The 24,999-nt window shown below is 66.8% G+C and carries 17 protein-coding genes; 8 read left to right on the top strand and 9 right to left on the bottom strand.

Annotated elements, in window-relative coordinates; translation table 11 throughout:
* Positions 1-343 precede the first annotated feature (343 nt).
* Both AC1D1F_RS20690 and AC1D1F_RS20685 read left to right on the top strand, forming a co-directional pair.
* Positions 344-571, top strand: a complete 228-nt coding sequence (locus tag AC1D1F_RS20690) for a hypothetical protein (protein WP_477678132.1) — start codon at positions 344-346, stop codon at positions 569-571.
* 4 nt (positions 572-575) lie between these two features.
* Positions 576-8,732 carry a glycoside hydrolase family 94 protein gene (locus AC1D1F_RS20685; RefSeq protein WP_477696252.1) on the top strand — a complete coding sequence of 2,719 codons (8,157 nt, stop codon included), beginning with the start codon at positions 576-578 and terminating at the stop codon, positions 8,730-8,732.
* Here AC1D1F_RS20685 and AC1D1F_RS20680 read toward each other — a convergent pair.
* Positions 8,729-9,118 (bottom strand): hypothetical protein, encoded by a 390-nt coding sequence (locus tag AC1D1F_RS20680; protein WP_477679056.1) that lies wholly within the window; start codon positions 9,116-9,118, stop codon positions 8,729-8,731. The genes AC1D1F_RS20685 and AC1D1F_RS20680 overlap by 4 nt on opposite strands.
* A gap of 162 nt (positions 9,119-9,280) precedes the next feature.
* Between AC1D1F_RS20680 and AC1D1F_RS20675 the strand changes: the two genes are divergently transcribed.
* Positions 9,281-9,853: an ABC transporter ATP-binding protein gene (locus AC1D1F_RS20675; protein ID WP_477679057.1), complete on the top strand. Its 573-nt coding sequence runs from the start codon at positions 9,281-9,283 to the stop codon at positions 9,851-9,853.
* Positions 9,854-10,477: 624 nt separating this feature from the next.
* On the opposite strand, the gene AC1D1F_RS20670 is transcribed toward AC1D1F_RS20675, so the two are convergent.
* From AC1D1F_RS20670 to AC1D1F_RS20645, 6 genes are read right to left on the bottom strand one after another with little or no spacing between them, the layout of a single operon-like run.
* The gene (locus AC1D1F_RS20670) at positions 10,478-11,098 is read right to left on the bottom strand and encodes a tRNA-uridine aminocarboxypropyltransferase (protein WP_477677314.1); all 621 of its coding nucleotides are present in this window, start codon (positions 11,096-11,098) and stop codon (positions 10,478-10,480) included.
* Entirely contained in the window at positions 11,091-11,867 is a 777-nt protein-coding gene (locus AC1D1F_RS20665; RefSeq protein ID WP_477677313.1) for a TerC family protein, read from the bottom strand. The genes AC1D1F_RS20670 and AC1D1F_RS20665 overlap by 8 nt, the downstream gene beginning before the upstream one ends.
* A gap of 58 nt (positions 11,868-11,925) precedes the next feature.
* Positions 11,926-13,089 (bottom strand): AI-2E family transporter, encoded by a 1,164-nt coding sequence (locus AC1D1F_RS20660; RefSeq protein WP_477677312.1) that lies wholly within the window; start codon positions 13,087-13,089, stop codon positions 11,926-11,928.
* 17 nt (positions 13,090-13,106) lie between these two features.
* Positions 13,107-13,829, bottom strand: coding sequence for an FkbM family methyltransferase (locus AC1D1F_RS20655; RefSeq protein WP_477677311.1), 723 nt, complete (start codon positions 13,827-13,829; stop codon positions 13,107-13,109).
* Positions 13,830-13,885: 56 nt separating this feature from the next.
* Entirely contained in the window at positions 13,886-14,626 is a 741-nt protein-coding gene (locus AC1D1F_RS20650; RefSeq protein WP_477677310.1) for a LytR/AlgR family response regulator transcription factor, read from the bottom strand.
* Positions 14,623-15,690 (bottom strand): sensor histidine kinase, encoded by a 1,068-nt coding sequence (locus AC1D1F_RS20645; RefSeq protein ID WP_477696253.1) that lies wholly within the window; start codon positions 15,688-15,690, stop codon positions 14,623-14,625. The genes AC1D1F_RS20650 and AC1D1F_RS20645 overlap by 4 nt, the downstream gene beginning before the upstream one ends.
* A 237-nt stretch (positions 15,691-15,927) precedes the next feature.
* Between AC1D1F_RS20645 and argH the strand changes: the two genes are divergently transcribed.
* Together argH and AC1D1F_RS20635 are read left to right on the top strand one after the other, a co-directional pair.
* Positions 15,928-17,337, top strand: a complete 1,410-nt coding sequence (gene argH / locus AC1D1F_RS20640; protein WP_477677308.1) for an argininosuccinate lyase — start codon at positions 15,928-15,930, stop codon at positions 17,335-17,337.
* Positions 17,338-17,356: 19 nt separating this feature from the next.
* Positions 17,357-18,823: a rhomboid family intramembrane serine protease gene (locus AC1D1F_RS20635; protein ID WP_477696255.1), complete on the top strand. Its 1,467-nt coding sequence runs from the start codon at positions 17,357-17,359 to the stop codon at positions 18,821-18,823.
* A 17-nt stretch (positions 18,824-18,840) separates the two neighbouring features.
* Here the strand turns inward: AC1D1F_RS20635 and AC1D1F_RS20630 are convergent, their stop codons facing one another.
* Positions 18,841-20,133: a tetratricopeptide repeat protein gene (locus AC1D1F_RS20630; RefSeq protein ID WP_477677306.1), complete on the bottom strand. Its 1,293-nt coding sequence runs from the start codon at positions 20,131-20,133 to the stop codon at positions 18,841-18,843.
* A 216-nt stretch (positions 20,134-20,349) separates the two neighbouring features.
* On the opposite strand from AC1D1F_RS20630, the gene AC1D1F_RS20625 reads away from it, so the two are divergent.
* From AC1D1F_RS20625 to AC1D1F_RS20615, 3 genes are all read left to right on the top strand, one after another.
* On the top strand, positions 20,350-21,009 hold the full coding sequence (locus AC1D1F_RS20625; RefSeq protein WP_477677305.1) for a response regulator: 660 nt from the start codon (positions 20,350-20,352) through the stop codon (positions 21,007-21,009).
* Complete coding sequence (locus AC1D1F_RS20620) at positions 21,006-22,376, top strand: ATP-binding protein (RefSeq protein WP_477696256.1); 1,371 nt, start codon at positions 21,006-21,008, stop codon at positions 22,374-22,376. Before AC1D1F_RS20625 ends, AC1D1F_RS20620 begins: the two co-directional genes overlap by 4 nt.
* A gap of 76 nt (positions 22,377-22,452) precedes the next feature.
* Positions 22,453-23,973 (top strand): DegQ family serine endoprotease, encoded by a 1,521-nt coding sequence (locus AC1D1F_RS20615; RefSeq protein WP_477696257.1) that lies wholly within the window; start codon positions 22,453-22,455, stop codon positions 23,971-23,973.
* Between the two features lie 42 nt (positions 23,974-24,015).
* On the opposite strand, the gene AC1D1F_RS20610 is transcribed toward AC1D1F_RS20615, so the two are convergent.
* Positions 24,016-24,648 (bottom strand): class I SAM-dependent methyltransferase, encoded by a 633-nt coding sequence (locus AC1D1F_RS20610; protein WP_477696267.1) that lies wholly within the window; start codon positions 24,646-24,648, stop codon positions 24,016-24,018.
* Between the last annotated feature and the right edge of the window lie 351 nt (positions 24,649-24,999).

Below are 24,999 nucleotides of genomic sequence, written 5' to 3'. Positions count from 1 at the left end.
AGTTTAGCGAGACCCCGCCTGAACCGAGCACCGCAGGTTGCCCGTAGCGAAGCGAAGGGACGCAGCAACCAGGGTCGCCTTTTCTTTTGCTTACTTTTCTTTTGGCGAAGCAAAAGAAAAGTAAGTTGCCGCCGGGCAACCCCCGGCCAGCAGCCCTCAGCAAAGAGAACAGAGGGAGTGCGGACAGCCGCAGGGATGCCCAAAACCCCCACTGTAGGCTTTGTCCTAGACCAACTCCAGCCTCTTCCGATGGCGCCGCCGGCCCGCGCTCCCTAGGATGGAGACAGCACGGCGCGATGCGGCATCCCGCATCGCCGTGCTCCCCACCCCGGAGCGCAAAATCATGACCACCCTGGAGATCATGGCCGACAGGCCGTCGGCCCTTCACACCGATTTTGTTTCCACCGACGCCGCCGACCTGGCGTCGCACATGGACCAGTGCGCGCATTCGCGCGGCCGTTTCTTCACGCTCCAGACCGGCTTGCAATCCGCGCATTCCGTGATGTCGCCGCGCATCGTGACGGTTGCGCTCATCGTGGCGCTCTGCCTCGGCCTTCTTGCCATAGCCTGAGCGAGTGGCTACGGCTGTCGTCGAGCGGCTGGACACCTTAAGCGCCTACGCCCGGCAACTTCTTGCCACGCCCCGCAGTGACATACAGCAGCCCATACGCGCTGAGCTCTTCGGCGCCCAGCGTTTTGAAGAGCACGGCCGCAGCCTGGCCGCAGCGCAAGCCGTGCTACCCGCCGGCAGCGAGCACAGCGGCCCGCCGTTTTTCCCGCGCGTGCAGGAGAATATCGCCGCCATCCGCCTGGCCTACGACTACATTGCGCTGACCTCGCTCAGCGGCCATTACGTCACGCCCGCGGCCGAATGGCTGCTCGACAACTTTCACCTGGTCGAGGCGCAGCTGCAGCAGATCCAGGAGGGCGTGCCGCACCGTTATTACGCCGACCTGCCCAAGCTGGCTGACAAGCCCCTGCAGGGCCTGCCGCGCGTCTACGGCATCGCCTGGGCCTATGTGGCGCACACCGACAGCGTGCTGGACCCGGTGCTGTTCACCGCCTTTTTGCATGCCTACCAGGAGGTCAGCGAGCTCAACCTCGGCGAACTCTGGGCCTTGCCCACCACCCTGCGCGTGGTGCTGCTGGAAAACCTGCGCCGCATGGCCGACCGCATCGCCTGGAACAAGGTCGCGCGCGAGGTGGCCCACGCCGCCTGGGACCAAGCCGACGCGCTGAGCCTGCGCGACCTCGACGAACTGCTGGCGCTCATGCAGGCCCACGGCCTGGAGCGCAGCTACCTCACCCAGCTGTGGCAGCGCATGCCCGTCGAGCGCACAGAACCCGAATTGCATCCGGCACTCCTGCTGGTGCGCTGGACGGAGCAGCACTGCACCGACGCCCTGGGCATGATCGGCGAAGGGCAAACCGTGCAGGTGGCCGCCAACCTGACCGTCAGCAACATCATCACCACCCTGCGGCTGATCGGACAGGTCGAATGGGTCGAGCTGATCGAGCCCGTCAGCCATTCCCTGCAGGTACTGCGCCGTTTGCCCAGCTTCTCACGCGAAAGCGAGATGACGCGCCAGCAGATCACACGCGCCATGGAGCGGCTGGCGCAGCAAAGCGGAAAATCGGAGCGCGCCGTCGCCGAAGCCGTTCTGGCCGCGGCACGCCAGCCCAACAACTCCATGGTCGCGCGCACCGCGGGCTACTACCTGATAGGCCCGGGCCGTCCGCTGCTCGAGGCCGCGCTGCGCCCGGCGGCGGGCCCGCGCAAGGCTTTGCCCGCCTCCGAAACGCCGCGCGCCTGGCGCCTGCCCCTGTTCGCGGCCGCCTGGGCCGCGGGCACCGCCGCGCTGCTCACCTGGGCGCTTCACCCGCTGACCGTGCTGCTGCTGCCCTGGCCCGCCTGGGTGGCGGTGTTCCTCATGGCATGGCCGGCCTCCGAAGCCGTCGTCGCGCTGATCCATCGCCTGATCGCCGAATCCACCCGCATACAGCCGCTGGCGCGCCTGGACTTCAGCGCCGGCATTCCGCCCGAGCACCGCGTGCTGGTGGTGATCCCCTCCATGCTGTCGTCGATTGAAGCCAACGGCGAGCTGGCGCACCGCCTGCATCTGCACTGGCTGGCCAGCCGGGAGGCCAACGCGCAATTCGCGCTGCTCACCGACTGGGCCGACGCCGACACCGAACGCACGCCCGGTGACCAGGCCCTGCTGGACGATGCACTGGCCCGGCTGCGTGCCCTGAACGCGGCCTACCCCGTGGCCCAGGGCGCGCCCGCCCGCTTTGTGCTGCTGCACCGCCCGCGCACCTGGTCGGCCGGCGAGCGCCGCTGGATTGGCTGGGAGCGCAAGCGCGGCAAGCTCGAGATGCTGCTGCGCCACCTGGCACAGCGCTCCGCGCCCGGCTTCCTGCCCGTCGGCGGTGACACGCGGCTGGCCGAAGGCACACGCTACGTGGTCACGCTGGACAGCGACACCACCCTGCCCGCGGGGTCACTGCGCGAACTCGTGTCAATTGCCGCGCATCCGCTCAACACTCCGCACATCGACCGCAAAACCCGGCGTGTGACCGCCGGCTACGGCATCCTGCAGCCCCGCGTGGCCACGCCGCTGTCGGCGCACCACGAGCGGTCGGTATTCCATAGCCTCTTTGCCGGCCAGCGCGGGCTGGACCCTTACAGCAGCGGCACCTCCGACCTCTACCAGGACGTGTTCGGCATGGGCAATTTCACCGGCAAGGGCCTGCTGCATGTCGAGGCCGTGCACGCCGTGCTGGACCGCCGGCTGCCCGAAGGCGCCATTCTGAGCCACGACCTGCTCGAGGGCAGCATCGCGCGCTGCGGCTATGCGGGCGACGTGGTGCTGATGGAAGACCACCCGCACCATGCCGGCGTGGCGGCCTCGCGCGTGCACCGCTGGACGCGCGGCGACTGGCAGTTGCTGCCGCTGATGCTGCGCCCCGCCGCCTTCGGCATAGATGCCCTGGGCCTGTGGCGCATGGCCGACAACCTGCGCCGCTCGCTGATCGCGCCGGCCTGCTTCGCGCTGCTGGCGTGGCTGGTCTTCACCGGTGCGCTGCCGCTGGGCACCGCCCTGGCCCTGAGTTTCCTGGCCTTCCTGGCCGGCCCGCTGATGGGCGCACTGGCGGGGTTGATTCCCACGCGCCGCGGCATCGCCTGGCTGCACTTTTTTGACGTCGGCATGCGCGATGTGGGCCGCGCCCTGGCGCAGGCGGCCTGGCAGTTCAGCCATCTGGCGGTGCAGGCCGCCCTCATGGCCGACGCCGTGGCGAGGGCTCTCTGGCGCATGGCCTTCAGCCGCCGGCGCCTGCTGCAGTGGACCACCGCCGCCCAGGCGCAGGCCTCGGCGCAATACACACTGGACACCTTTGTGCGCGGCCATGCCGCCGTGGTCGCCGCCTGCGCAGCGCTCGCCGTGGCCGCCGCCTGGAGTCCCCATCCGGTAGCCGGCCCCGCGCTCTTCCTGTTGTGGGCATTGGCGCCGGTGATCGCCTGGTGGGGCAGCAAGCCGGCTATGCGCGCGCCGCACGGCGCGCTGAACGCCACCGACCGCGACTACCTCCTGAAACTGGCGCGCCAGACCTGGAGTTTCTTTGAACGGTGTGTGGGCCCCGAAGACCAGCACCTGCCGCCGGACAACCTGCAAATGGAGCCGGAGCCCACGCTGGCCCACCGCACCTCGCCCACCAACATCGGCCTTTATTTGCTGGCCGTGGCCTGCGCGCGCGAATTCGGCTGGATCACCGGCACCGAAATGGCCAAACGGCTGGCCGCCACGCTGGACACGGTGGAAGCCCTGCCCAAGCACAAGGGCCATCTCTTCAACTGGTATGAAACGCGCACGCTGCAAGTGCTGCTGCCGGCCTATGTCTCCACCGTGGACAGCGGCAACCTCGCAGGCCACCTGCTGGCGGTGGCGCAGTCCCTTCGCCAGCTGGCGATCCAGGCGGGTACCGAGCCGGCTGAAGCCGCCCGCTTGATGGCGCTCGGCGAGCGCTCCGAAAAGCTGTGCATGGCCATGGACTTCAGCGGCCTTTACAGCAGCAAGCGCCACCTTTTTCACATCGGCCTGCGCGTGCATGAGCAGGCGCTGGACGCGAGCTTTTACGACCTGATGGCATCGGAGTCGCGCCTCACCAGCTTCCTGGCGATTGCCAAAGGCGACGTACCCCGGCGCCACTGGCAGGCGCTGGGCCGGGCCTTCCTGACCGTCGGCGTCACGCCCGGCCTCAAATCCTGGTCGGGCTCGATGTTTGAATACCTGATGCCCTCGCTGGTGATGATGGAGCCCGACGAAGGCTTGCTGCATGTCTCCGGCCTGGCCGCGGTCAAGGAGCAGCAGGCCTACGGCGAATCCCAGGGTCTGCCCTGGGGTGTCTCGGAATCGGCCTATTTCGCCCAGGACCACACGCTGGCCTTCCAGTACTCGCCCTTCGGCGTGCCGCGCCTGGCCCTGCGCCGCACGCCGCCCACGGACCGCGTGGTCGCACCCTATGCCAGCGTGATGGCCACCCAGTTTGATCCGCAGCAGGCGGTGGCCAACCTGCGCCAGCTCGACCAATGGGGGGCGCGCGGTGAGTATGGTTTTGCCGATGCGCTGGATTTCACCGTCGCGCGCCAGCCCGGCGCGCAGGCACTGAGCCTGGTCAACACCTTCATGGCGCACCACCAGGGCATGTCGCTGGTGGCGCTGTGCAATGTGCTGTGCGACGAAGCACCGCGGCGCTGGTTCTCCTCGGCGCCGCTGATGCAGGCCTTTGAGTCGTTGCTGCATGAAAAGACGCCGCGCCAGATCATTGAAAGCGCCGATCCCCGCGCCCTCCCCGAGCCGGACGACACGGCCCAGGCCCGGCTCTACCACTCGCGCGAACTGGACCCCGCCGCGCCCGGCTGGCAGCCTACCCAGTTGCTGTCGAACGGGCGCTACAGCGTGGCCCTTCGCGCCAACGGCGCCGGCGTCAGCCGCTGGCGCAGCGGCGACAAGACCTGGAACATTTCGCGCTGGCGCGACGACCTGTTGCGCGATGCCTGCGGCACCTTCATTTACCTGCGCCCGGCGGGCCAGGACCGGCTCTCGTCCCTCACGCTGCACCCCGCGCCGCACCCGGACTGGCGCTACAAGGCCACCTTCCTGGCCGACCGCGTGCAGTTTGATGCGGCATCGGACCAGCTGGAAATGCGGACCACCGTGCTTGTCAGCCCCGAAGACGACACCGAGATACGCACCGTCACGCTGCACAACGTCTCCAGCGCCGATATCACGCTGGACGTCGTGTCATGTTTTGAGGCCGTGCTGACCGACCCGCGCGCCGACGAAGCCCATCCGGCTTTCTCCAATCTGTTCATCGAGACCCAGTGGCACGCCGAGTGGCGCGCACTGCTGCTGACGCGCAAGGCCCGGCTGCAAGGCGACCCGGCCATGGCGGTGGCGCACTTCCTGGCGGATTCGGAGGCCAACGTGCGGTCCATCGACTTCATCGCGGACCGCCGTGCCTTCCTGGGGCGCAACCGCGGCCCCGCCGAGCCCGCGCTGCAAACGCAGATCCACGGCGAAGGCGGCGCGCCCATCAACGGGCTGGACCCGGTGGCCGGGCTGCGCGTGCGCATACGCATCCCGGCCGGCGGTGTGGCAAGGCTCAGCTTTGCCACCGCCGCCGCGCCCGACACCGACGAGCTGGCCGCGCGCATCGACAAATACCTGCAGCCCATGCACGTGGAACGCGCCACCCGCATGGCCGCCACGCTGGCCCAGGTGCGGCTGCGCGACCTCGGCGTGGACCCCGAGGAAAACGCCGCGCTGCAGGACCTCAACACCGCGCTGATGTACAGCTGCACCCGCGCGGTGGGTGAGCGTGGCCTGGTGGACCAGCGCCAGCTCTGGCGCTTCGGCTTGTCCGGTGACAAGCCCATCGTGCTGGTGCTCATCCACTCCAGCAACGGCATGGCGCTGGTGCACTCCCTGCTGCAGGCCCAGCCCTGGTGGAGTTTTTGCGGGCTGACCGCCGACGTGGTGATCCTCAACAGCGAGGTCAACTCCTACCTGATGCCGCTGCAGCGCGACATCCTCGCCTTGCGCGACCGCACGCTGCGGCAGGCTGAAAACAGCTTTCCGGGCCGGGACGCCGGCGGTTTTTTCCTGCTGCGCGAGCAGGAGATCGTGCCTTCCGAGAAAGCCGCCCTCACGGGCCTGGCGCGGGTCATCCTCGTGGCCGACGGCCGGCCGCTGGAGCAGCAGGCCGCGGCACTTCAAGCCATCGGCAACCCGCAGCGCACCGGCACGCCCGCCAGGGCCCTGCTGCCCGCGCCCCACGCCGCCGGTACCGCGCAAGCACCGCAAGGCCACTTTGATGCCGCCACCGGCGAGTTCCAGTTTGTGGTGGACGAAGCCCATCGCCCGCCCCGCCCCTGGGTCAACGTGATCGCCAATTCCGCCTTCGGCTTCCAGGTCTCTGAAGCCGGCGCCGGCTACACCTGGGCGGTCAACAGCCGGCTGCACCAGCTCACGCCCTGGTCCAACGACCCGGTGGCCGACCCCTGTTTTGAACACTACCTGCTGCAGGACCTGGACACGCAGGCACTGCTGCCCTTGAGCGCTTGCGCCGACAGCGGCGCATCTTGCCGCGTGCGCCACGGCCAGGGCTATTCCGCCTTTGAATCCCTGCACGGCGCGCTGAAGGTGGAGACCACGTATTTTGTCGACATCAACGAGCCTGTCAAGCTTGTGCAACTGCAACTGCACAACCAGGGCGGCGAAACGCGCCGGTTGCGCGCGCTTGCCATGGTCGAGTGGCAAATGGGCGCCGCGCGCCACGAACGCCGCACTGTCCGCGCCTGGAAATCCGACGACCCGGCCTTCACGGCCGTGCTCGCCAAACAGCGTGAAAGCCGCGCCGGCTTCGGCGGCAACACGGCCTTTTTATCCGCCGCCGGCTTGCCCGGCCCGCTGCAGTGGACCTGCGATCGAAGCGAGTTCTTCGACGCGGCGGGCCGACTGGTGATTCCCGCCGCGCTGGGCCAAAGCGCCGCAGGGGGCGCAGACCCCTGCGCTGCGCTGGCGGGCCACTTCATGCTTGCACCGGGCCAGAGCCTGACGCTGACCTTCATGCTCGGCCACGCTGCCGACCCGGCCGCCGCCGAGCAACTGGCCCGCGACTGGCAGGCGCGTGATAGCGCGCAAACGCTGGACGAGGTCAAGGCTTATTGGTCCGGCCTGCTGGGCAAGCTGCAGGTGCGAACGCCCGACCCGCTGTTCGATGCCCTGGTCAACCGCTGGCTGCTCTACCAGACGCTGGCCTCTCGCCTGTGGTCCAAAGCCGGCTTCTACCAGGCTGGCGGCGCCTTCGGCTTTCGCGACCAGTTGCAGGATGCCATGGCCTTCGCCGTCATCGAGCCCGACCGCCTGCGCCGCCAGATTTTGCTCAACGCCTCACGCCAGTTCCCGGAAGGCGACGTGCAGCACTGGTGGCACGCGCCCGGCGGCGAAGGCGTGCGCACGCATTTCTCTGATGACCTGCTGTGGCTGCCCTATGCCTGCGCCTGGTATGTCGCGGTGACCGGCGACGCAGCCATCCTCGACGAAGAGGTCGCCTTCATTGACGGGCCGGCGATCCCCGAAGGCGCGGAAGACGCCTACTACGCGCCGCAAACCAGCACGCAAAGCGCCACGCTGTTCGAGCACTGCGCGCGTACCCTCGACAAGAGCCTGTCCACCGGCGCCCACGGCCTGCCCCTGATGGGCACCGGCGACTGGAACGACGGCATGAACCGTGTGGGCCATGAAGGCCGCGGTGAATCGGTGTGGCTGGCCTGGTTTTTGTGCCGTGTGGTGCAGGACTTCGAACCGCTGGCGCGCGCGCGCGGCGACACCCGCCGTGTCGACAGCTGGCTGGCCGCGCGCCAGGGCTGGATCAGCGCCTTGCACAAAGACGGCTGGGACGGCGCCTGGTTCCGCCGCGCATTTTTCGACAACGGCGCGCCGCTGGGCTCCGCCGCCAACAGTGAATGCCGCATAGACCTGATCGCCCAGGCCTGGGCCGTGCTGTCCGGCGCGTCCACCGATGAGTTCACGGTGCCCGCGATGCAGGCCATGAATGAACAGCTGGTCGATCCCGAGGCCGGCCTGCTGCGCCTGCTCACGCCGCCGCTGCAGCACTCGGCCGACAACCCCGGCTACATCCAGGCCTACCCGCCCGGCGTGCGCGAAAACGGCGGCCAGTATTCACACGCCGCCGTCTGGGCCATGATGGCCCAGGCCGCCACCGGCGACGCCGAAGCCGCCTGGGAGAGCTTCCAGGCCCTGAGCCCCGCCCACCGCAGCGAACACCCGCTGCGCGGCCCGGCCTACGAACTGGAGCCCTATGTGATGGCCGGCGACATCTACGGCAGCGCCCCTTACGTAGGCCGCGGCGGCTGGAGCTGGTACACCGGCTCGGCCGCCTGGCTGCACCGCGCGGCCATCGAAAACATCCTGGGCCTGCGCGTGCAGCAGGGTGAACTGTCGCTGTCGCCGTGCGTGCCGGCGCACTGGCCGTCGTTTGAGATAGCCCTCCAAGTGCAAGGCCGTGCGCTGACGATTCGCTGGCAGCGGGGTGATGTGGCGTCTGGAGAAGGGTTTCAGGCGGATCGCGTGATCGCGCCCGGACAGGTCGTGTTGCTCGCGGAGTTGCCGGGAAGGGCCCAACTACTGGTACAAGCCGCGGCCTAATTCATGGCCCGGTCAGGTGGGTGTGCCGCAGCTGATCGCCAGCGGATGGGTATGGCTTTATTGCGGTAAATCGCAATCATCCAGAAGAGAAGTCCGAGCGCCATACCAATGAGCACAAATGGGACGGCAAAAAACACCGCAAACGGCCCCGTCATCAGTGCAAAGGGCACGGCGCAAAGCAGCCCAAGAACACCTCCCGCGCTGGAGATGTCACGGCAACTGGGCGCTTTGTTCTTGCTGAAGTAGTAGAACAAGGGGACCGCTCCCACCACACAAACCACCGCCATGACCGCGGACACGAAGAAGTTCAGCGAGCCATGTTTCCATAAGAAAAAAATCGGCAGCACGCTTATGCAAGCAAGAAAGCCCAAAATAACACGCCACATGATTTCGCCTCGATTTAAATACTGCAATTACCGGATCGGCACCGTATTTTTACAATGGCCAACTACTTCACCTAAACAGGGCAACCCATCAAATCCCCATCCATTGTCGCGCCTGCGGTTCTCATCACTGAAAACCTCAGCTTCCACTATCCCAATCCCAAGGTGGAGCTTTTCTCCCAGCTGTCCATCACCATCCCACCCGGCGTCACGCTGGTGCAAGGCGGCGACGGGCGCGGCAAGAGCACCCTGCTGCGCCTGATGGCGGGCGCCCTGGCTGCGGATGCGGGGCAGTTGCAGCTGAACGGTGTCTCACTGAAACAGCAGCCCGAGGCCTATCGCCGGCAGCTGTTCTGGATGGAACCGCGCAGCATCGATTTCGACCAGCTCACGCCGGTGCAGTTCTTCGCATCGCTGGGTGGCCGCTATCCGGGCTTTGATGAGACGCTACTGGAGCCCTTGGTCGAAGGCTTGGGGCTGGAGCCACACATGGATAAAAAGCTCTTCATGCTGTCCACCGGGTCGAAGCGCAAGGTCTGGCTTGCGGCGGGGTTTGCCTCAGGTGCCGACCTGTTGCTGCTCGACGAGCCGTTTGCCGCGCTCGATGCGCCCTCGATTGCGTTTGTTAAAGAGCGGCTGCAGGGTATTTCGGCGGACTCGAGCCGGGCGGTGGTGATGGCGGATTATGGTGCTCCGGCTGGAGTGGAGCTGGCAGGTTTGGTCGACCTGGGCGACTGATTGAAGCCGAGTCTTGCTCCGGCGGGGCGCGCTCTTCTAAGTTCTGTTGGCCGGGGGTAGCCCGGCGGCTACTCACTTTTCTTTTGCTTCGCCAAAAGAAAAGTAAGCAAAAGAAAAGGCGACCCTGGTTGCTGCGTCCCTGCGCTTCGCTACGGGCAACCTGCGGTGCTCGGTCCAGCCGGGGTCTCGCTAAACTCGCCTTCGGCTCAAACAACGCGATCCCTGATCCGTCTGGACCTCCGCTCCTCGGCGCATCCACAAGGGGTGGGAAAGGAATACCAATACCTAAGAAACAAGGACTCGCCGTGGCGAGTCCTTGTTTGTATTTGTCTTCTTTATCTTCTTTGTATTTTGTCCCCGCTCCCGTTCCCGATTGCCCCGTCCTGGCTGGGCCGAGGAGCGCAGACGTAGGCGGATCAGGGATCGCGCTTGTCTGAGCGAAGCGAGTTTGCGCGAGACCCCGCCGTAGTCGAGCACCGCAGGTTGCCCGTAGCGAAGCGCAGGGACCCAGACTGCGGGTCGCCTTTTCTTTGCTTACTTTCTTTTGGCGAAGCAAAAGAAAGTGAGTTGCTGCCGGCAACCCCGGCCAGCCGCCCTCAGCAGAGAGAACAGAGGAGGAGCGCACTAAGGCCGGAGCAAGACCCGGCCAGCGTACCCCATCTGCTGCGCAACAAACCCCTCAAACGCCCGCAGCAGCGCCCGATACTGCCCAGCATCCCCTTCAAGCCGAGCCAATGCAGAACAAACCGCCTCCAGCGTGGAAAGCTGCCCCACCTTATGGGCCTTCCGAATCCGGTAGTTCGAAGCCGGCGCCTCGTCCACTGACAGCCGCGGCAACTTCCGAAGCAAAGGATTGAGACGCAGCATCTTCCGGCTCTTGCGCCAGGTAGCATCCAGCACCACCAACCGCACACCCGCCGGATCCTTGAGCCGCTCAGCATCCAGGGCAGCAGGCGCCTCGCCATCCTCCGGCGTGGGCGGATACAGCAGCACGGTATAGGCAGGTGTCTCCCCGATCGCAGCAAGCAAGCCGGCTTCCTCAAACATTTCACCCGTCAGCATCCGGCTGCGCGGCAGGCTCAGGTGCAGCAGCCGGCCGGTGTTTTTGGCGTGGTCCACTTCCATCGGGTGCTGCAGGATCAGCACCTCGGCCGCATGCGCGACCGGGGTGATCCATTGGCAGATGCAGGCGCTTTGCGGCCGCAAGCAGATGGCGCAGCCGGTGCGCCTGGCCGCCTCAGTCACGGGAGCGGGGGCTGTCCGCCTTGTCGTCGGGCGAATAGGCGTTCCTGAGCTGCACAGGCTTGGCGGTCTTGCGACGCATGCGGATGTTGAGCATCTCCACCGCCACCGAGAAAGCCATCGCGAAATAAACGTAGCCCTTGGGCACGTGGTGGTCCAGGCCTTCGGCGATCAGCACCACACCGACCACGACGAGGAAGGACAGGGCCAGCATCTTGATGGTCGGGTGGGTGGACACAAAGCGGCCTATGGCCGGCGCGAACAGCATCATCAGGCCGACCGAGGCGATGACGGCGGCGATCATGACGGCCAGGCTGTCGACCATGCCGACGGCGGTGATGATGGAATCCAGCGAGAAGATCATGTCGACAATCATGATCTGCACGATCACGGCGGCGAAGGTGGCCTTGACGGTGCTGGAGGCGTGGCCCTCCTCGCCTTCCATGGACTGGTGGATTTCACCGGTGCTCTTCCAGATCAGGAACAGGCCGCCCCCGATCAGGATCAGGTCGCGCCCCGAGATTTCCTGCTTGAGCACGGTGAACAGCGGCTCCACCAGCCCGATGATCCACGACAGCACCAGCAGCAAGCCTATGCGCATGAACATGGCCATGAACAGGCCGAGCCGGCGCGCCACTTCCTGCTTGTCCTTGGGCAGCTTGTCGACCAGGATGGAGATAAAAATGATGTTGTCTATGCCCAGCACCAGCTCCAGCGCGGTCAGGGTGGCAAAGGCAACCCAGGCTTGCGGGTCGGTGAGCAGTTCCATCATGTGCGTCTTTCCTGGCGCTGGGCCATCAGCAGGTCTATCCCCGCATACAGTTATTCGGTCAAGAGCCTAAGAACTCGCCGATAGGTTTTAAGTCCTCCACCCGGTCGCAAATCGACTTGACGATCATCAGGATCGGAATGCCCAGCAGCAGCCCCCACACGCCCCACAGCCAGCCCCAGGCAAGCAGCCCGACAAACACCGCCACAGGGTTCATGCGGCTGGCGCGGCTGGTGAGCCAGGGGGTGAGCAGGTTGCCGACCAGGGTATGGATGACCAGCGAAGCCCCGCCCACAGCGAGGGCCATGTTGAGCGAGCCGAACTGCAAGAACCCGACCAGCGCGGAGCCCGTCGCCGTGACCAACGAGCCGACATAGGGCACGAGGTTCAGCACGGCCGCCGCAACGCCCCAGACGGCGGCATTGTTCAGCCCCAGGGCCAGCAGGGCCAGCCAGGTCAACAGGCCCACGATCGCACTGGTCAGCAGCTGCACCTGCAGGTAGCGCTGGATCTGGCCGGTGATTTCATTGAGCGCCTGCAGTGTGATCTTCTTGCTGCTCAGGCTGTCGCCGGCCAGCTTGATCAGCTTGCGCCGGAAGGTGTCGCCCGAGAGCATCAGGAAATACGTCAGGAAGACCACAACGGTGGCTTGGCCCACCAGCGCGATCAGGCCAATGGTGCCGGACCACAGGTAATGCCTGATGTCAAAGCGCGCGGGCTCCACCACGACGCGCATGGCGCCGCGCGTGTTGCCGGGTGCCGAGCTCTCCTGCGCGGCCTGCTCGATCTGCGATGCGGCTTTCTGCACGGTTTCCAGCGCGCTGTCGGAGCGGCCGGTACGCGCCTTCACGGCCAGGCGGAACTTCTGCGCCGCTGCGGGCAGGGCTTCCACGAGCTGCGCGGCCTCGTCGCCGAGCGACCAGGCGGTGGTGCCTATGCCGCCCAGGATCGCCAGCAGGAGCACGGCCGCGCTCAGCCAGCGCGGCACTCGCCTGGCCTCAAACCAGTTGACCACCGGGGAAAACGCGTAGCTGAACAGCACGCCCAGCATCACCGGAATGAAGACGGCCTTGGCCCAGTGCAGTACAAACAGGAAACCCAGGCCTGCCAGCACCACCAGCGACATGTTGCGTATGTCGACCGGCATGTGAAGCAGCAGCCGGTCGGGCTCGGGCAGCGCCGCGTCCGGTCCGGTAGGCGGCGTGCCGGCTTCTTCTTGTGTCATGTGTCCCCCGTATGCGTTTAAGCCGCCGGGCGCGAATAGCGAAATTTCCGCGATGGAAGGCCCAGGTAGTACTTACGAAGATATTCAAACCGGGCCGCCCAGGAAAACGTGTAGGACGCTTTCGCCGGAACGTACCAGCTGTTCAGGCCGGTTCGCAGCAGCAGCTGGTAGCCGTTGGCGCGCATCAGCGCATGCTTGTGGTGGTGGGTGACGTGGTCCTCGATCAGCACCAGCCGGGGTTGCCAGTAGCCGAAGTCGAAGCCCGACAGGGCAACCAGCTCGTGCCCCTCGATGTCGATGGACAGCAGGTCGAAACCGACGGGCGCGCCGTGTTCGCGCAGCATGGTGTCCAGGGTTTCGCAACGCACCGCCACGGTGGAGCGGACCACGGCGCCCAGGGCGATGGGCCGGTCTTCCAGCGTCGAATGCGGCCCCGCGCGGTTCAGCTGCAGCAGCTTGCCGGCGTTTTCAGCGCTGGAGCAGGCCATCTCTATCACCGTGCCCTTGCGACTCTGGCGCAGCAGCGCGCAGCAATCCGGGTCGGGCTCGACCAGCAAGCCCGTCCAGCCCAAGGCCTCCAGGTGCTGGGACTGCGAATCGAGCACGGGATCGTTGGCGCCCACGTCCACATAAAACCCGGTCTTGCCGCCAAAAAATTCGCGCACCAGCTGCTGCTCGACGGCGGGCTGGTTGCTGAAGCGGTGCACGTGGCGCTGGGTGAAGTCGACGTATTGGGACATGTATGAGTAGGGGAAACGGGAACAAAAAAAGGGAAATCCGGGGCCGAGGAAGCCCCTCAGGTGGTGATGGCCTCGCGCACCGCGCTGAGCTGGCGCCGCGACACCGCCAGCAGCTCGTCAATGCCGTTGAGCCGCACCGCCCAGCCCTCGCCCTCCTCGGGGTCGAAATGTTTTTCAAGCGCGCGCACCGCGTGCCGCGCGATCAGCGCATTGCGGTGTATGCGCATGAAGCGCTGGGCGTGGCGCTCCTCGAGCTCGCTCAGCGAGCCGTCCAGGATGTAGCTGCGGCTGGCCGTGCGCACGGTGATGTACTTGAGCTCGGCCTTGAAATAGATCACCTCGGCCAGCGGCACGCGCTCGGTGCGGCCCCGGTCCTGGATGATCAGCATTTCCGCAGCGGCCTGGGCAGGGCCGGGGCGCGCCGCCTGCGCGAGGCGTTCGACTTTCTGCAGTGCCTGCTGCAGGCGCTCCAGGCGCACCGGCTTGGTCAGGTAATCGACGGCCTCGAGTTCAAAGGCCTGCACCGCGTGCTCGGAATGCGCGGTGACGAACACCACGGCCGGCCGCCGCGGCATCGCCGCGATCATCTGGGCCAGCGCGATGCCGTCGGGGCCCGGCATGCGGATGTCGAGCAGCACCGCGTCGAAAGGCTCGCGCTGCAGGGCCTTCATGGCCTGTTCGGCGTCGGCTGCTTCCCCACCCGCCACCGCCGCCGGCGCCTTGCAATCGCCCAGCAGGGTCCGCAGGCGGGACCGGGCCAGCGCTTCGTCGTCCACCACCAGTACCTTGAGTGTCATGCGGGAATCTCCATGCGTACCTGAAATATGCCGTCCTTGAAGACTGTCTTGAATTTCGCCTCGACATCATGCAGCAAAGCCAGCCGCTCCCGTACATTGGCCAGCGCCAGACCATGGCCGCGCTCGCCGGCGCCGGCCGGGGTCGAGTTGGTGACCTTGATCACCACGGTGCTGCCGCGCTTGAGGGTGGAAATCCGCAGCTGCGCGCCGCTGGCGCTGGGCTCCACGCCGTGCTTGACGGCGTTCTCCACCAGCGGCTGCAGCAGCAGCGGCGGCAGCTTGGCCTGGTCGGCGTCGGCGTCCAGGCTCCACTGCACCTGCAGGCGCTCGCCGAAGCGGACCTGCTCGATGGCCAGGTAGCGCTGGGCCAGCAGGATCTCCTGCCCCAGGGTGACGGATTCGGCCGGGTCGGCCAGCGCGTGGCGGAACAGCTCGCTCAGGTCTTCCAGCACGGCTTCGGCCTTGGCCGGCTCGGCGCGCACCAGGGCGATGGCGCTGTTGAGGGTGTTGAACAGGAAATGGGGGCGTATCCGCGACTGCAGCTCGGCCAGGCGCGCCGCCGTGGCCGCCGGCGTGCGCGCCTTGGCGCGCCAGAACAGGCCCGCCAGCAGCACGGCCGACAGCAGGGCGCCCGCCGCCGCGCTGGCCCGCCAGGGCGCCCACATCAGCAGCCCCATCACCGACAGCAGGCCGCAGCCGTACAGGCCCGCGCCCGCGCCCAGCAGCACGCCGGCCGTCCATTGCTGCCAGTTCCTGAGCCGGTTCAGCCGCGACTTGAGGGCGCAGGCCACGATCAGCCAGGCCAGCGTGGCCGGCAGCACCCCGCCGGTCAGCAGGGCAAAACGCAGCAGCCATTGAAGGGGGGTGTCGGCGCCGAACATGGCGGACACGCCCACCACCGCCTCCGCGAACAGCACCGCCCGCAGCACCACGCCGACCTGGCAGGCGTCGAACATGCTGGCGCGCGTGCCGCCGCCGCGCCGCGCGGGCTCCTCGTCGCCGGAGATGACGCTGCCCAGCAGCGTGGATTCCCCGAAATTGTGCGGATCAGGCGAAGGCTTCATGGCGTGCGTGCTTGGATATCGACAAAACGGCGGGAGCGGGCTCCCGGGGATTGGCAGATGGATAAAATCACCCAGATGCCGAGTATTGCACCGGTCGCGCCCCTTGCGGCGGCGGCCTGAAAGACAATCAAGGCCGTCGCCGGCCCGTGCTTGCCCAGAATAGCGCATCCGGCGCCCCGAATCCACAGCCTGCCCGGTACAGCCGGCAAGCTGGCCGCTACCCTTAGAAAGCCCGACGTGAACCAATTCGACAAAAAGTCCCAAGCCTGGTCTGCCCTGTTTTCCGAGCCCATGAGCGACCTGGTCAAGCGCTACACGTCCAGCGTGTTCTTCGACAAGCGCCTGTGGCAGGCCGACATCGCCGGCTCGCTGGCCCACGCCGAGATGCTGGCGGCGCAAAAAATCATTCCCGCGGCCGACTATGCCGACATCCAGAAGGGCATGGCACAGATCACCTCCGAAATCGAGTCCGGCGCCTTTGAGTGGAAGCTGGACCTCGAAGACGTGCACTTCAATATCGAGGCCCGCCTGACCCAGCTGGTCGGCGACGCCGGCAAGCGCCTGCACACAGGCCGCAGCCGCAACGACCAGGTCGCCACCGACGTGCGCCTGTGGCTGCGCGGCGAGATCGACCTTATAGGCGGGCTTCTCACCGACCTGCAAAAAGCCCTGGTCGACATCGCCGAGACAAACGCCGAGGTGATCCTTCCCGGCTTCACCCACCTGCAGGTGGCCCAGCCCGTGAGCTTCGGCCACCACATGCTGGCCTATGTCGAGATGTTCAGCCGCGACGCCGAGCGCATGCAGGAGATCAGGAAACGCGTGAACCGCCTGCCGCTGGGCGCCGCCGCGCTGGCCGGCACCAGCTACCCGCTGGACCGCGAGCGCGCGGCCAAAACCCTGGGCATGGTCGATGAAAACGGCAAGCCACAGGTCTGCCAGAACAGCCTGGACGCGGTGAGCGACCGCGACTTCGCGATTGAATTCACGGCCGCCGCCTCGCTGGCCATGGTGCACATCAGCCGCATGAGCGAGGAGCTGATTCTCTGGATGAGCCAGAACTTCAGCTTCATCCACATCCCCGACCGCTTTACCACCGGCTCGTCCATCATGCCGCAGAAGAAAAACCCCGACGTGCCCGAACTCGCGCGCGGCAAGACCGGCCGCGTGGTCGGCCACCTGATGGGCCTGATCACCCTGATGAAGGGCCAGCCCCTGGCCTACAACAAGGACAACCAGGAAGACAAGGAGCCGCTGTTCGACACCGTCGACACGCTGAAAGACACGCTGCGCATCTTCGCCGAGATGGTGGGCGGCATCACCGTCAAGCCCGAAGCCATGGAAAAAGCCGCGCTGCGCGGCTACGCCACCGCCACCGACCTGGCCGACTACCTGGTCAAGAAGGGCCTGCCCTTCCGCGACGCCCACGAAACCGTGGCCCACGCCGTGAAAGCCGCCACCACGCATGCGGTAGACCTCTCCGAACTGCCGCTGGCCGTGCTGCAGGAGTTCAATCCCAGCATCGAAAAAGACGTCTACGACTGTTTAAGCCTGCGCGGCTCGCTGAACGCCCGCAACATCCTGGGCGGCACCGCGCCGGCACAGGTGAAGGCGCAGATCGCGCGGCACCGCGCGCGGCTGGGCTGAACTGAAGCACCGGCGGGATATGTTTTACGCAATTCCGCTGGAAAACCGGCCCACCTGGCGCAACCCGCCATGGCTGACGATCCTGCTGATCCTGGTGAACATGGCGGTGTTCTGGGGCCCGCAGCGCGCCGAGGAAAATGCGCAGAACAAGGCTGCGGCTTTCTATCTTTCGAGCAGCCTGCCGGCGCTGGAACTGCCGGTTTTTGTCGGCTGGCTTGAAGAGACCGGGTCACCCCGCGCACCTGCGGCCAGGCGCATGCTGGAGCAGCGCCGCTACGATGCCCTGCTCGACGGCCTGGAATACGAAAAAACCTTCATGGCGCGCCTGCATGCCGGCCTTGTCGTCCGGCCCGGAAATCCGGCCCATGAGCAGTGGCAGCAGGACAGGCGCCGCTACGAAAAATTGCAGCCAGCCCCCTTCACCGCCCACTGGGCCCAGGACAACAGCAAGGACGCACCGCTGCGTCCCGTGACCTGGATCACCGCGGCCTTCCTGCACGCCAGCACCTCCCATCTCATCGGCAACATGGTGTTCCTCTTCCTGTTCGGCTTCTCGGTCGAACTCGCGCTGGGTCGCGGCCTTTACCTGGCGTTTTATCTCGCGGGCGCGCTCGGTGCCTCGCTGCTGGCAGGCTGGGCTTATGCCGGGCAAGGCGGTTACGGCCTGGGCGCCTCCGGTGCGGTCTCCGCCTTGATGGCCATGTATGCCGTGATGTACCGCCTGCGCCGCATCCGCTTTTTCTACCAGTTGTTCTTCTATTTCAATTACGTCACGGCGCCCGCGCTGCTGCTGCTGCCGGCCTGGATCGCCAACGAGGCGTTGCAGCACGTCGTCGGCGGCAAGGGCGTGGCCTATATGGCGCACCTGGGCGGGCTGCTCACGGGTGCGCTGCTGATGGCCGCGGCGATGCACTGGCGCAAACTCACGCCGCCGCCGGTGGCCGCCGAACAGGCCGGCGACGGCTTCGACCAGCACGTCGCCGAGGCCAAACGGCTGGCGGCCGGGATGAAATTCGACGCTGCCTGCGCGCAATGGCGTGCCGCGGCGAAACTGCGGCCCACCGACGGCGAAGTACTGCGCGCCTGGTTCAACACCGCGCGGCTGCAGCCGGCAAGCGAAGACTTCCACGGTGCCGCGCGCCTCATCTTCCGCCTCGCGACCAGCGACGACGCCACGCTGGAACTGCAGCATGCCAGCTACCGCACCTACCTGGACCAGGCCAAACCCGGCGCGCGCCTCAAACCCGACGACATGGCACGGCTGGCGCGCCGCTTCACGCGCGCCCGCCAGTTCGACGACGCCGACAAGCTGTGCCGCGCGCTGCTCAAAAGCGCTCCGGAGCATTTGGGGCTCGCCGACACGCTGGGTGTCTGCGCCCAGGGCTGGTTGCGCGCGGGGCAGCGCGAGCGCGCCCTGTACTGGCTGCCGCACCTGCAGCGGCTGGCGCCCAACGACATGGCCACGCGCTCGCTGACGCAAGCCTGAGCCGCTACTGAGCCACTTCAGGCAGCCGGCTGGTCGCGCAGCAGCCAGCGCACCTCGCGCGTCGCCTCGCTGTCGGGATAGCGTTCCTCAAGCACGGCCAGCACCGGTCTGGCCATGTCGGCACGGCTCATGCCCTGGGTCAACACCCGCGCGATGAGCTCGTAGGCCTGCGGGATGGCGGCGTGGCCGCGAAAGCGCTTGTCGAAGCTGCGCAGCATGGCCAGCGCCGCCTGCGCGTCGCCGCCGCGCCAGGCGGCGCGCGCCAGGGCCAGGGTCTGCTCCGCATCCTCGAGGACAAAGGCCGGCTCACGGGTACGGCAGTCCTGCCAGGCCTTGACCGCCTCTGCCCCCAGCTCCTGCTGCAGCAGCAGCGCGATCAAACGTTTCGCATGTTCCAGCAGCGTCGGCGTCTTGTCGGCCATCAGCAATACGCGGTGGTAACGCCGCAGCGCGGCGACGTCGTTGGGCCGCACGCGCTGGTCTTCGTAGGCGATGTTGAGCGCGGCGGGGATGTCGCCCTCGGTCACCAGCTCGGCCACCAGCGCGTCGGTCTCCTGGCGTGCGATCTGTTCAGGGCTGCGGCGCTCGGGCGGTGCTTCGTCCGCGCCGGCGCCCGGCAACAGGTCGATCTCGAGCGCCTCATGGTGCTGGTACATCACATAACCGAGCAGGCTGGCCATGACCCAGCCGAAATAAATGAACGAAAAATTGAACAGCGGCACCAGCAGCCACAGGCTGACCCGGGGCAGCAGCAGCGCCAGCGCGACCTGCGCGCCGCTGCTCAGCAAAAACAGGAACAGGCACAGCGCGAGATAAGGCGCGCCGAGGACCTGCACGACACGCCAGATCGCGGCCGGGTTCAGCGAGCGCATCGCACTGCCCGATTGCACCAGGACAATCACGGTTGCCGGAAACAGGAAGGAAAGCACAAAAGTCCCGGCCGTGGCGAGCTTGCTGTTGACCGAGGCCACGAAGCCCAGGACGACCGCCTGCACGACAAAGACGCCGAACAGCTTCCAGGGAAGGCTGCTCCACTCGTCATCCAGCCGCGACGGAAAGTCGCTGGCGCGCGCGATGCCGCGCGAGCCGAGCACCGCCACCTTGAAGCCGTAGCGGCTTGCGGCCAGCAGGATGCCGAGCTCGACCATCACCAACATGAGCACCCGCGGCAGGAAAAAAAGCACTTCGGGCAGCAGGCTGCAAAACGCCAGGAACAGCCCATAGGCCAAAGGCGTGGCCTGGAAGGGAAATGCGAAGAATTTGTTGAGGCGGTGCCAGAAGGGCTTGACCGCGGATTTGCCGGCCGCCATGCTAAAGCGCGCCCTGTGTTGTACCGGACCACCCCACCTGAACGAACGCTCCCATCCCGGCTCCCTGTTGTTGTGCGGTGATTCTAGACGGGCCCCTGTCTTCGCTCCCTCTCCCCCTGGGAGAAAGAGCAAAACCGGAAGCACACTGGATGCCGGTTTTTAAGCCCCACCTAAGTCAGTGCATGCATACTTGTACCTTCTGATTAGGGTCCCCCAATGCGTTTATTGCTGGTTGAAGACGACACCATGATCGGCGAGACGGTTTTGCAGGTGCTGCGCGCCGAGCATTACGCGGTCGACTGGGTGCGCGACGGCCGCATGGCCGATGAGGCCCTGCGCAGCGAGCACTACGACCTGGTGCTGCTGGACCTGGGCCTGCCGCAGCGCGACGGCCTCGAAGTGCTGCGCGCCCTGCGCGCCCGCCGCGACACCACCCCGGTGCTGGTGGCCACCGCGCGCGACGCGGTCGGCGACCGCATCGGCGGACTGGACGCCGGCGCCGACGACTATGTCGTCAAGCCCTATGACACCGACGAGATGCTGGCCCGCATACGCGCGCTGATACGCCGAAGCGCGGGCCGGGCCGAGCCGGCCTTTGAACACAAGGGCGTGAGCCTGAACCCGGCCACACGCGAAGCCAGCCTCAACGGCCAGCCCGTGACCTTGTCGGCCCGCGAATGGGCGGTGCTCGAGCCCCTGCTGGCGCGCCCCGGCGTGGTGCTCTCGCGCGCGCAGCTGGAAGAAAAACTCTTTAGCTGGAAAGACGACGTCAGCAGCAACGCCGTCGAGGTCTACATCCACGGCGTGCGTAAAAAACTGGGCAACGATGTGATCCAGACCGTGCGCGGCCTTGGCTACCTGGTGCCCAAACAATGACAAAGCCGGCCACGCATTCCCTCAGAAAAAGGCTGCTGTGGTTTGTGCTCGCCGCCATCCTGGGCGCGGCCGTCCTGCAAGCCGGCACCGCCTACCGCGGCGCGCTGCGGCAGGCCGATGCGATGTTCGACGAGCACCTGCAGCAGATGGCGCGCTCGCTGCGCAGCGGCGTGCCCCTGAACCTGCCGCTCGAAGAGGCCGACGACGACGACCGCTTCGAGGTCTATGTGCAGATCTGGGGCCTGGACGGCACGCAGATCTTCCGCTCCACCCGCTCGGCGCTGCCGCCGCGCGCGGTGCTGGGCTTTTCCGACGTCGAGGCCCACGGCAACCGCTACCGCGTCTATACCCTGCAGACCGCGCTGCAGACCGTGCAGATCGCCCAGGACCTGGACGCGCGCTCGGCCCGCGCGCGCGCGCTGGCGGTGCGCGCCGTGATGCCTTTTTTGCTGCTGACGCCGCTGCTGATGCTGGCCGTCTGGTGGGTCATCAGCCGCTCGCTGGCGCCCATAGAGCGGGCCAGGCGCCAGGTGGCGGGCCGGCGCGCCGACGATTTGTCGCCGCTGGCCGCCGAAGGGCTGCCCGACGAGGTGCGCCCGCTGGTGGACGAGCTCAACCTGTTGTTCGGCCGCGTGCGCGGCGCTTTCGAGGCGCAAAAACATTTTGTGGCCGACGCGGCGCACGAGCTGCGTTCGCCGCTGACGGCGCTCAAGCTGCAGGCCCAGGCCCTGCGCCGCAACGGCGACACGCCCGCAGAACGCGAGGCCGGCATCGCCCGGCTCAACCAGGGCATAGACCGCGCGATACGCCTGGTCGAGCAGTTGCTGGTGCTGGCCCGCGAGGAAGCCGGCGCCGCCGCGGGTGCGGCCGGGCCCGTGGACCTGCAGGAAGTCGTCAAGCTCGCGGTGGCCGACGTGCTGCCGCATGCCCTGCACAAACAGATAGACCTGGGCCTGGTGGCGGGCAACCCACCAGCGCAGCCGCTGCGGGTCACGGGCCAGGCCGATGCCCTGCGCGTGCTGCTGCGCAACCTGCTGGACAACGCCGTCAAGTACACACCGGCCGGCGGCCGGGTCGACGTCTCGCTGGCCCTGGCGGACGGCCACCCCGAACTCGCGGTGGAAGACAGCGGTCCCGGCATCCCGACCGAAGACCGCGAACGTGTGTACGACCGCTTCGTCCGCGCCGGTGCCGAAGGGGGCCGGGCCGATGAAGCGCCGCAAACCGGCAGCGGCCTGGGCCTGGCCATCGTCAAAGCCATCGCCGGACGGCATGGCGCGACGCTGCGGCTAGGCAGCTCGGAACGCCTGGGTGGGCTCAAGGTAGATGTGCAGTTTCCGGCCGAGCCCGCTTCAAGCGCCCCTTAAGCCCCGTCTAAGACACGGTCTCCATAGTTAGGTCATCGGCATAAAGAGTGCCGCAACCCAACCAAGGAAGCTCGCCATGTCATCCACCGCATTGAAGAACACCCGGCTTGTTGCTGCATTGCTGGCCGCGGGCGCCATTGGCGGCGCCGGCGTCGGCGCCATCAACATCCTGCATTCCGCCGCCACCGCCGCCACGCCACCCGCCGTCTCCGCGCCCGCCCCGGTGACCGGCGCGGCCTCCGTCCCCATGGCCCTGCCCGACTTTTCGCAGATCACTGAACGCTACGGCCCGGCCGTGGTCAACATCAGCGTGACCGGCACCACCAAGGTCCGCAATGAAATCGCCCAGGGTGACGGCGACGACGATGACTCGCCTTTTTCGGGTGACCCCTTCTTTGAGTTCTTCAAGCGCTTCCAGCAGGGCCAGGGCCGCCCCGGCGCCCGCGGCAACGCCCCGCAGCAGGAAGTCCCCACGCGCGGCCAGGGCTCGGGCTTCATCGTCAGCGCCGACGGCATCATCCTGACCAACGCCCACGTGGTGCGCGACGCCAAGGAGGTCACCGTCAAGCTGACCGACCGCCGCGAATACCGCGCCAAGGTGCTGGGCGCCGACCCCAAGACCGACGTCGCCGTGCTGCGCATCGAGGCCAAAAACCTGCCCGTGGTCACCCTGGGCAAGATCAGCGAACTCAAGGTCGGCGAATGGGTGCTGGCCATCGGCTCGCCCTTTGGTTTTGAGAACACCGTCACCGCCGGCGTCGTGAGCGCCAAAGGCCGCTCGCTGCCCGACGACAGCGCCGTGCCCTTCATCCAGACCGACGTCGCCGTCAATCCCGGCAACTCGGGCGGGCCGCTGTTCAACACACGCGGCGAGGTGGTCGGCATCAACTCGCAGATCTACACCCGCAGCGGCGGCTACCAGGGCGTGTCCTTCGCGATCCCCATCGACGTGGCGGCCCGGATCAAGAACCAGATCGTGGCCACCGGCAAGGTCGAGCACGCGCGCCTGGGCGTGGCGGTGCAGGAAGTCAACCAGTCCTTCGCCGACTCCTTCAAACTCGACAAACCCGAAGGCGCGCTGGTCGCCAATGTCGAAAAAGGCGGCCCCGCCGAGAAGGCCGGCCTGCAGACCGGCGACGTGATCCGCAGCGTCAACGGCCAGCCCATCGTCTCGTCCGGCGACCTGCCCGCCATCATCAGCCTCGCGGCCCCCGGCGACAGCCTCAAGCTCGACATCTGGCGCCAGGGTTCGTCCAAAGAGATCACCGCCAAGCTCGGCAGCGCCGACGAAAAGACCGGCCAGGTCGTGGCCAAGAAGGACAGCCCCAACCACGGCAAGCTGGGCCTGGCCCTGCGCCCGCTGCAGCCCGATGAAAAGAAGGAAGCCGGCGTCGACAACGGCCTGGTCGTCGAACAGGCCAGCGGCCCCTCGGCTCTGGCCGGCGTGCAGCCCGGCGACGTGCTGCTGTCCATCAACGGCGTGCCCGTGAAGAACATCGAGCAGGTGCGCGCCACGGTGTCCAAGGCCGAGAAATCCGTGGCCCTGCTGATACAGCGCGGGGACAGCAAGATTTTTGTACCGGTGAATTTGGGGTAAGTGAAAGCGTGAGGCTAGCGGCCCGCGGCGTTGCCGGGGCCGCTAGCCTCCCCTCCTGAAACCGAGTCGGGTCCATGTGACATCGGCTGCGACATTTCCCGGCTGCAAGGACTCCGTTAGCGTATTCAGCACAGCCTCAAGCCCGTGCTGCCGCGCAAGTTCTATCGTCTCTTCGCCCGAAACATCAAACATGCGCCGCCCGGCGGGGACAGGCCCATGTCGGAGGGACAGCAGGATCAGCCCGCCAGACGCCAGCAGCGACGCCAGCCGGGGCATGCCGGCGCGGCGTTCCACCTCGTCAAGGTGCATCCACACCGCGCTCAGCATGACGACGTCAAAGCGCTGCCCGCGCGACAGCACACGCTCCAATCCGGGCAGGGTATCGTCCAGCCATTCGATCAAAGGCGAGGGGTGAAGGCGCATGGCCGCCGTCAGAAACTCCGCGGTCGGCTCCACGGCCAAAACGCTGTGCCCCTGTTCGGCGAACCAGGCCGCATCGACGCCGGTGCCCGCGCCTATGTCCAGGACGCGGCTGGGGGCCGTCGGCAAAAGATGCAGTTCGGCCTCGTGGCGTTTGACAAAGGGAATGGCCTCGTACTGGGGAATCAGCGCCTCGGCCTGCTCGGCGTAGCCCTGGGTGCTCGGGGGTTTGACGACCCGCTGCTGGTCAGGCATCGCCACCACCGTCTCCACCGTGGCCGTCAGCACCTGAAACATCTCCTCCCTCGACATGTCCCGCCCCCCAGGCGCCCCCACCCGCCACCGACCCTGAGGCGATGGAAAGGAACAGCCAGCCTATCAATGCGCCACCGGTTGCGCAGGCGAGGACCAGCGCGAGCGATGCACTGGCGGACCATTCCCCAAAATGGGGCCCGCTGATCAGGACGCCGGCGAAGAGTCCCAGCGCGACCCCGCCAAACAAGCCGTACCCCCGATACCTTCGTGCTGTGGATTGTCCCGCAGGCTCATGAGTTTTTTCCATGCTCATAGGTCTCCAAATTTGAATCGGCCTTTGGCAACAGTCAA

It is taken from the genome of Polaromonas sp. P1_H6 (assembly GCF_056405195.1).
This window is presented reverse-complemented; position numbering and strand designations above follow the sequence as displayed.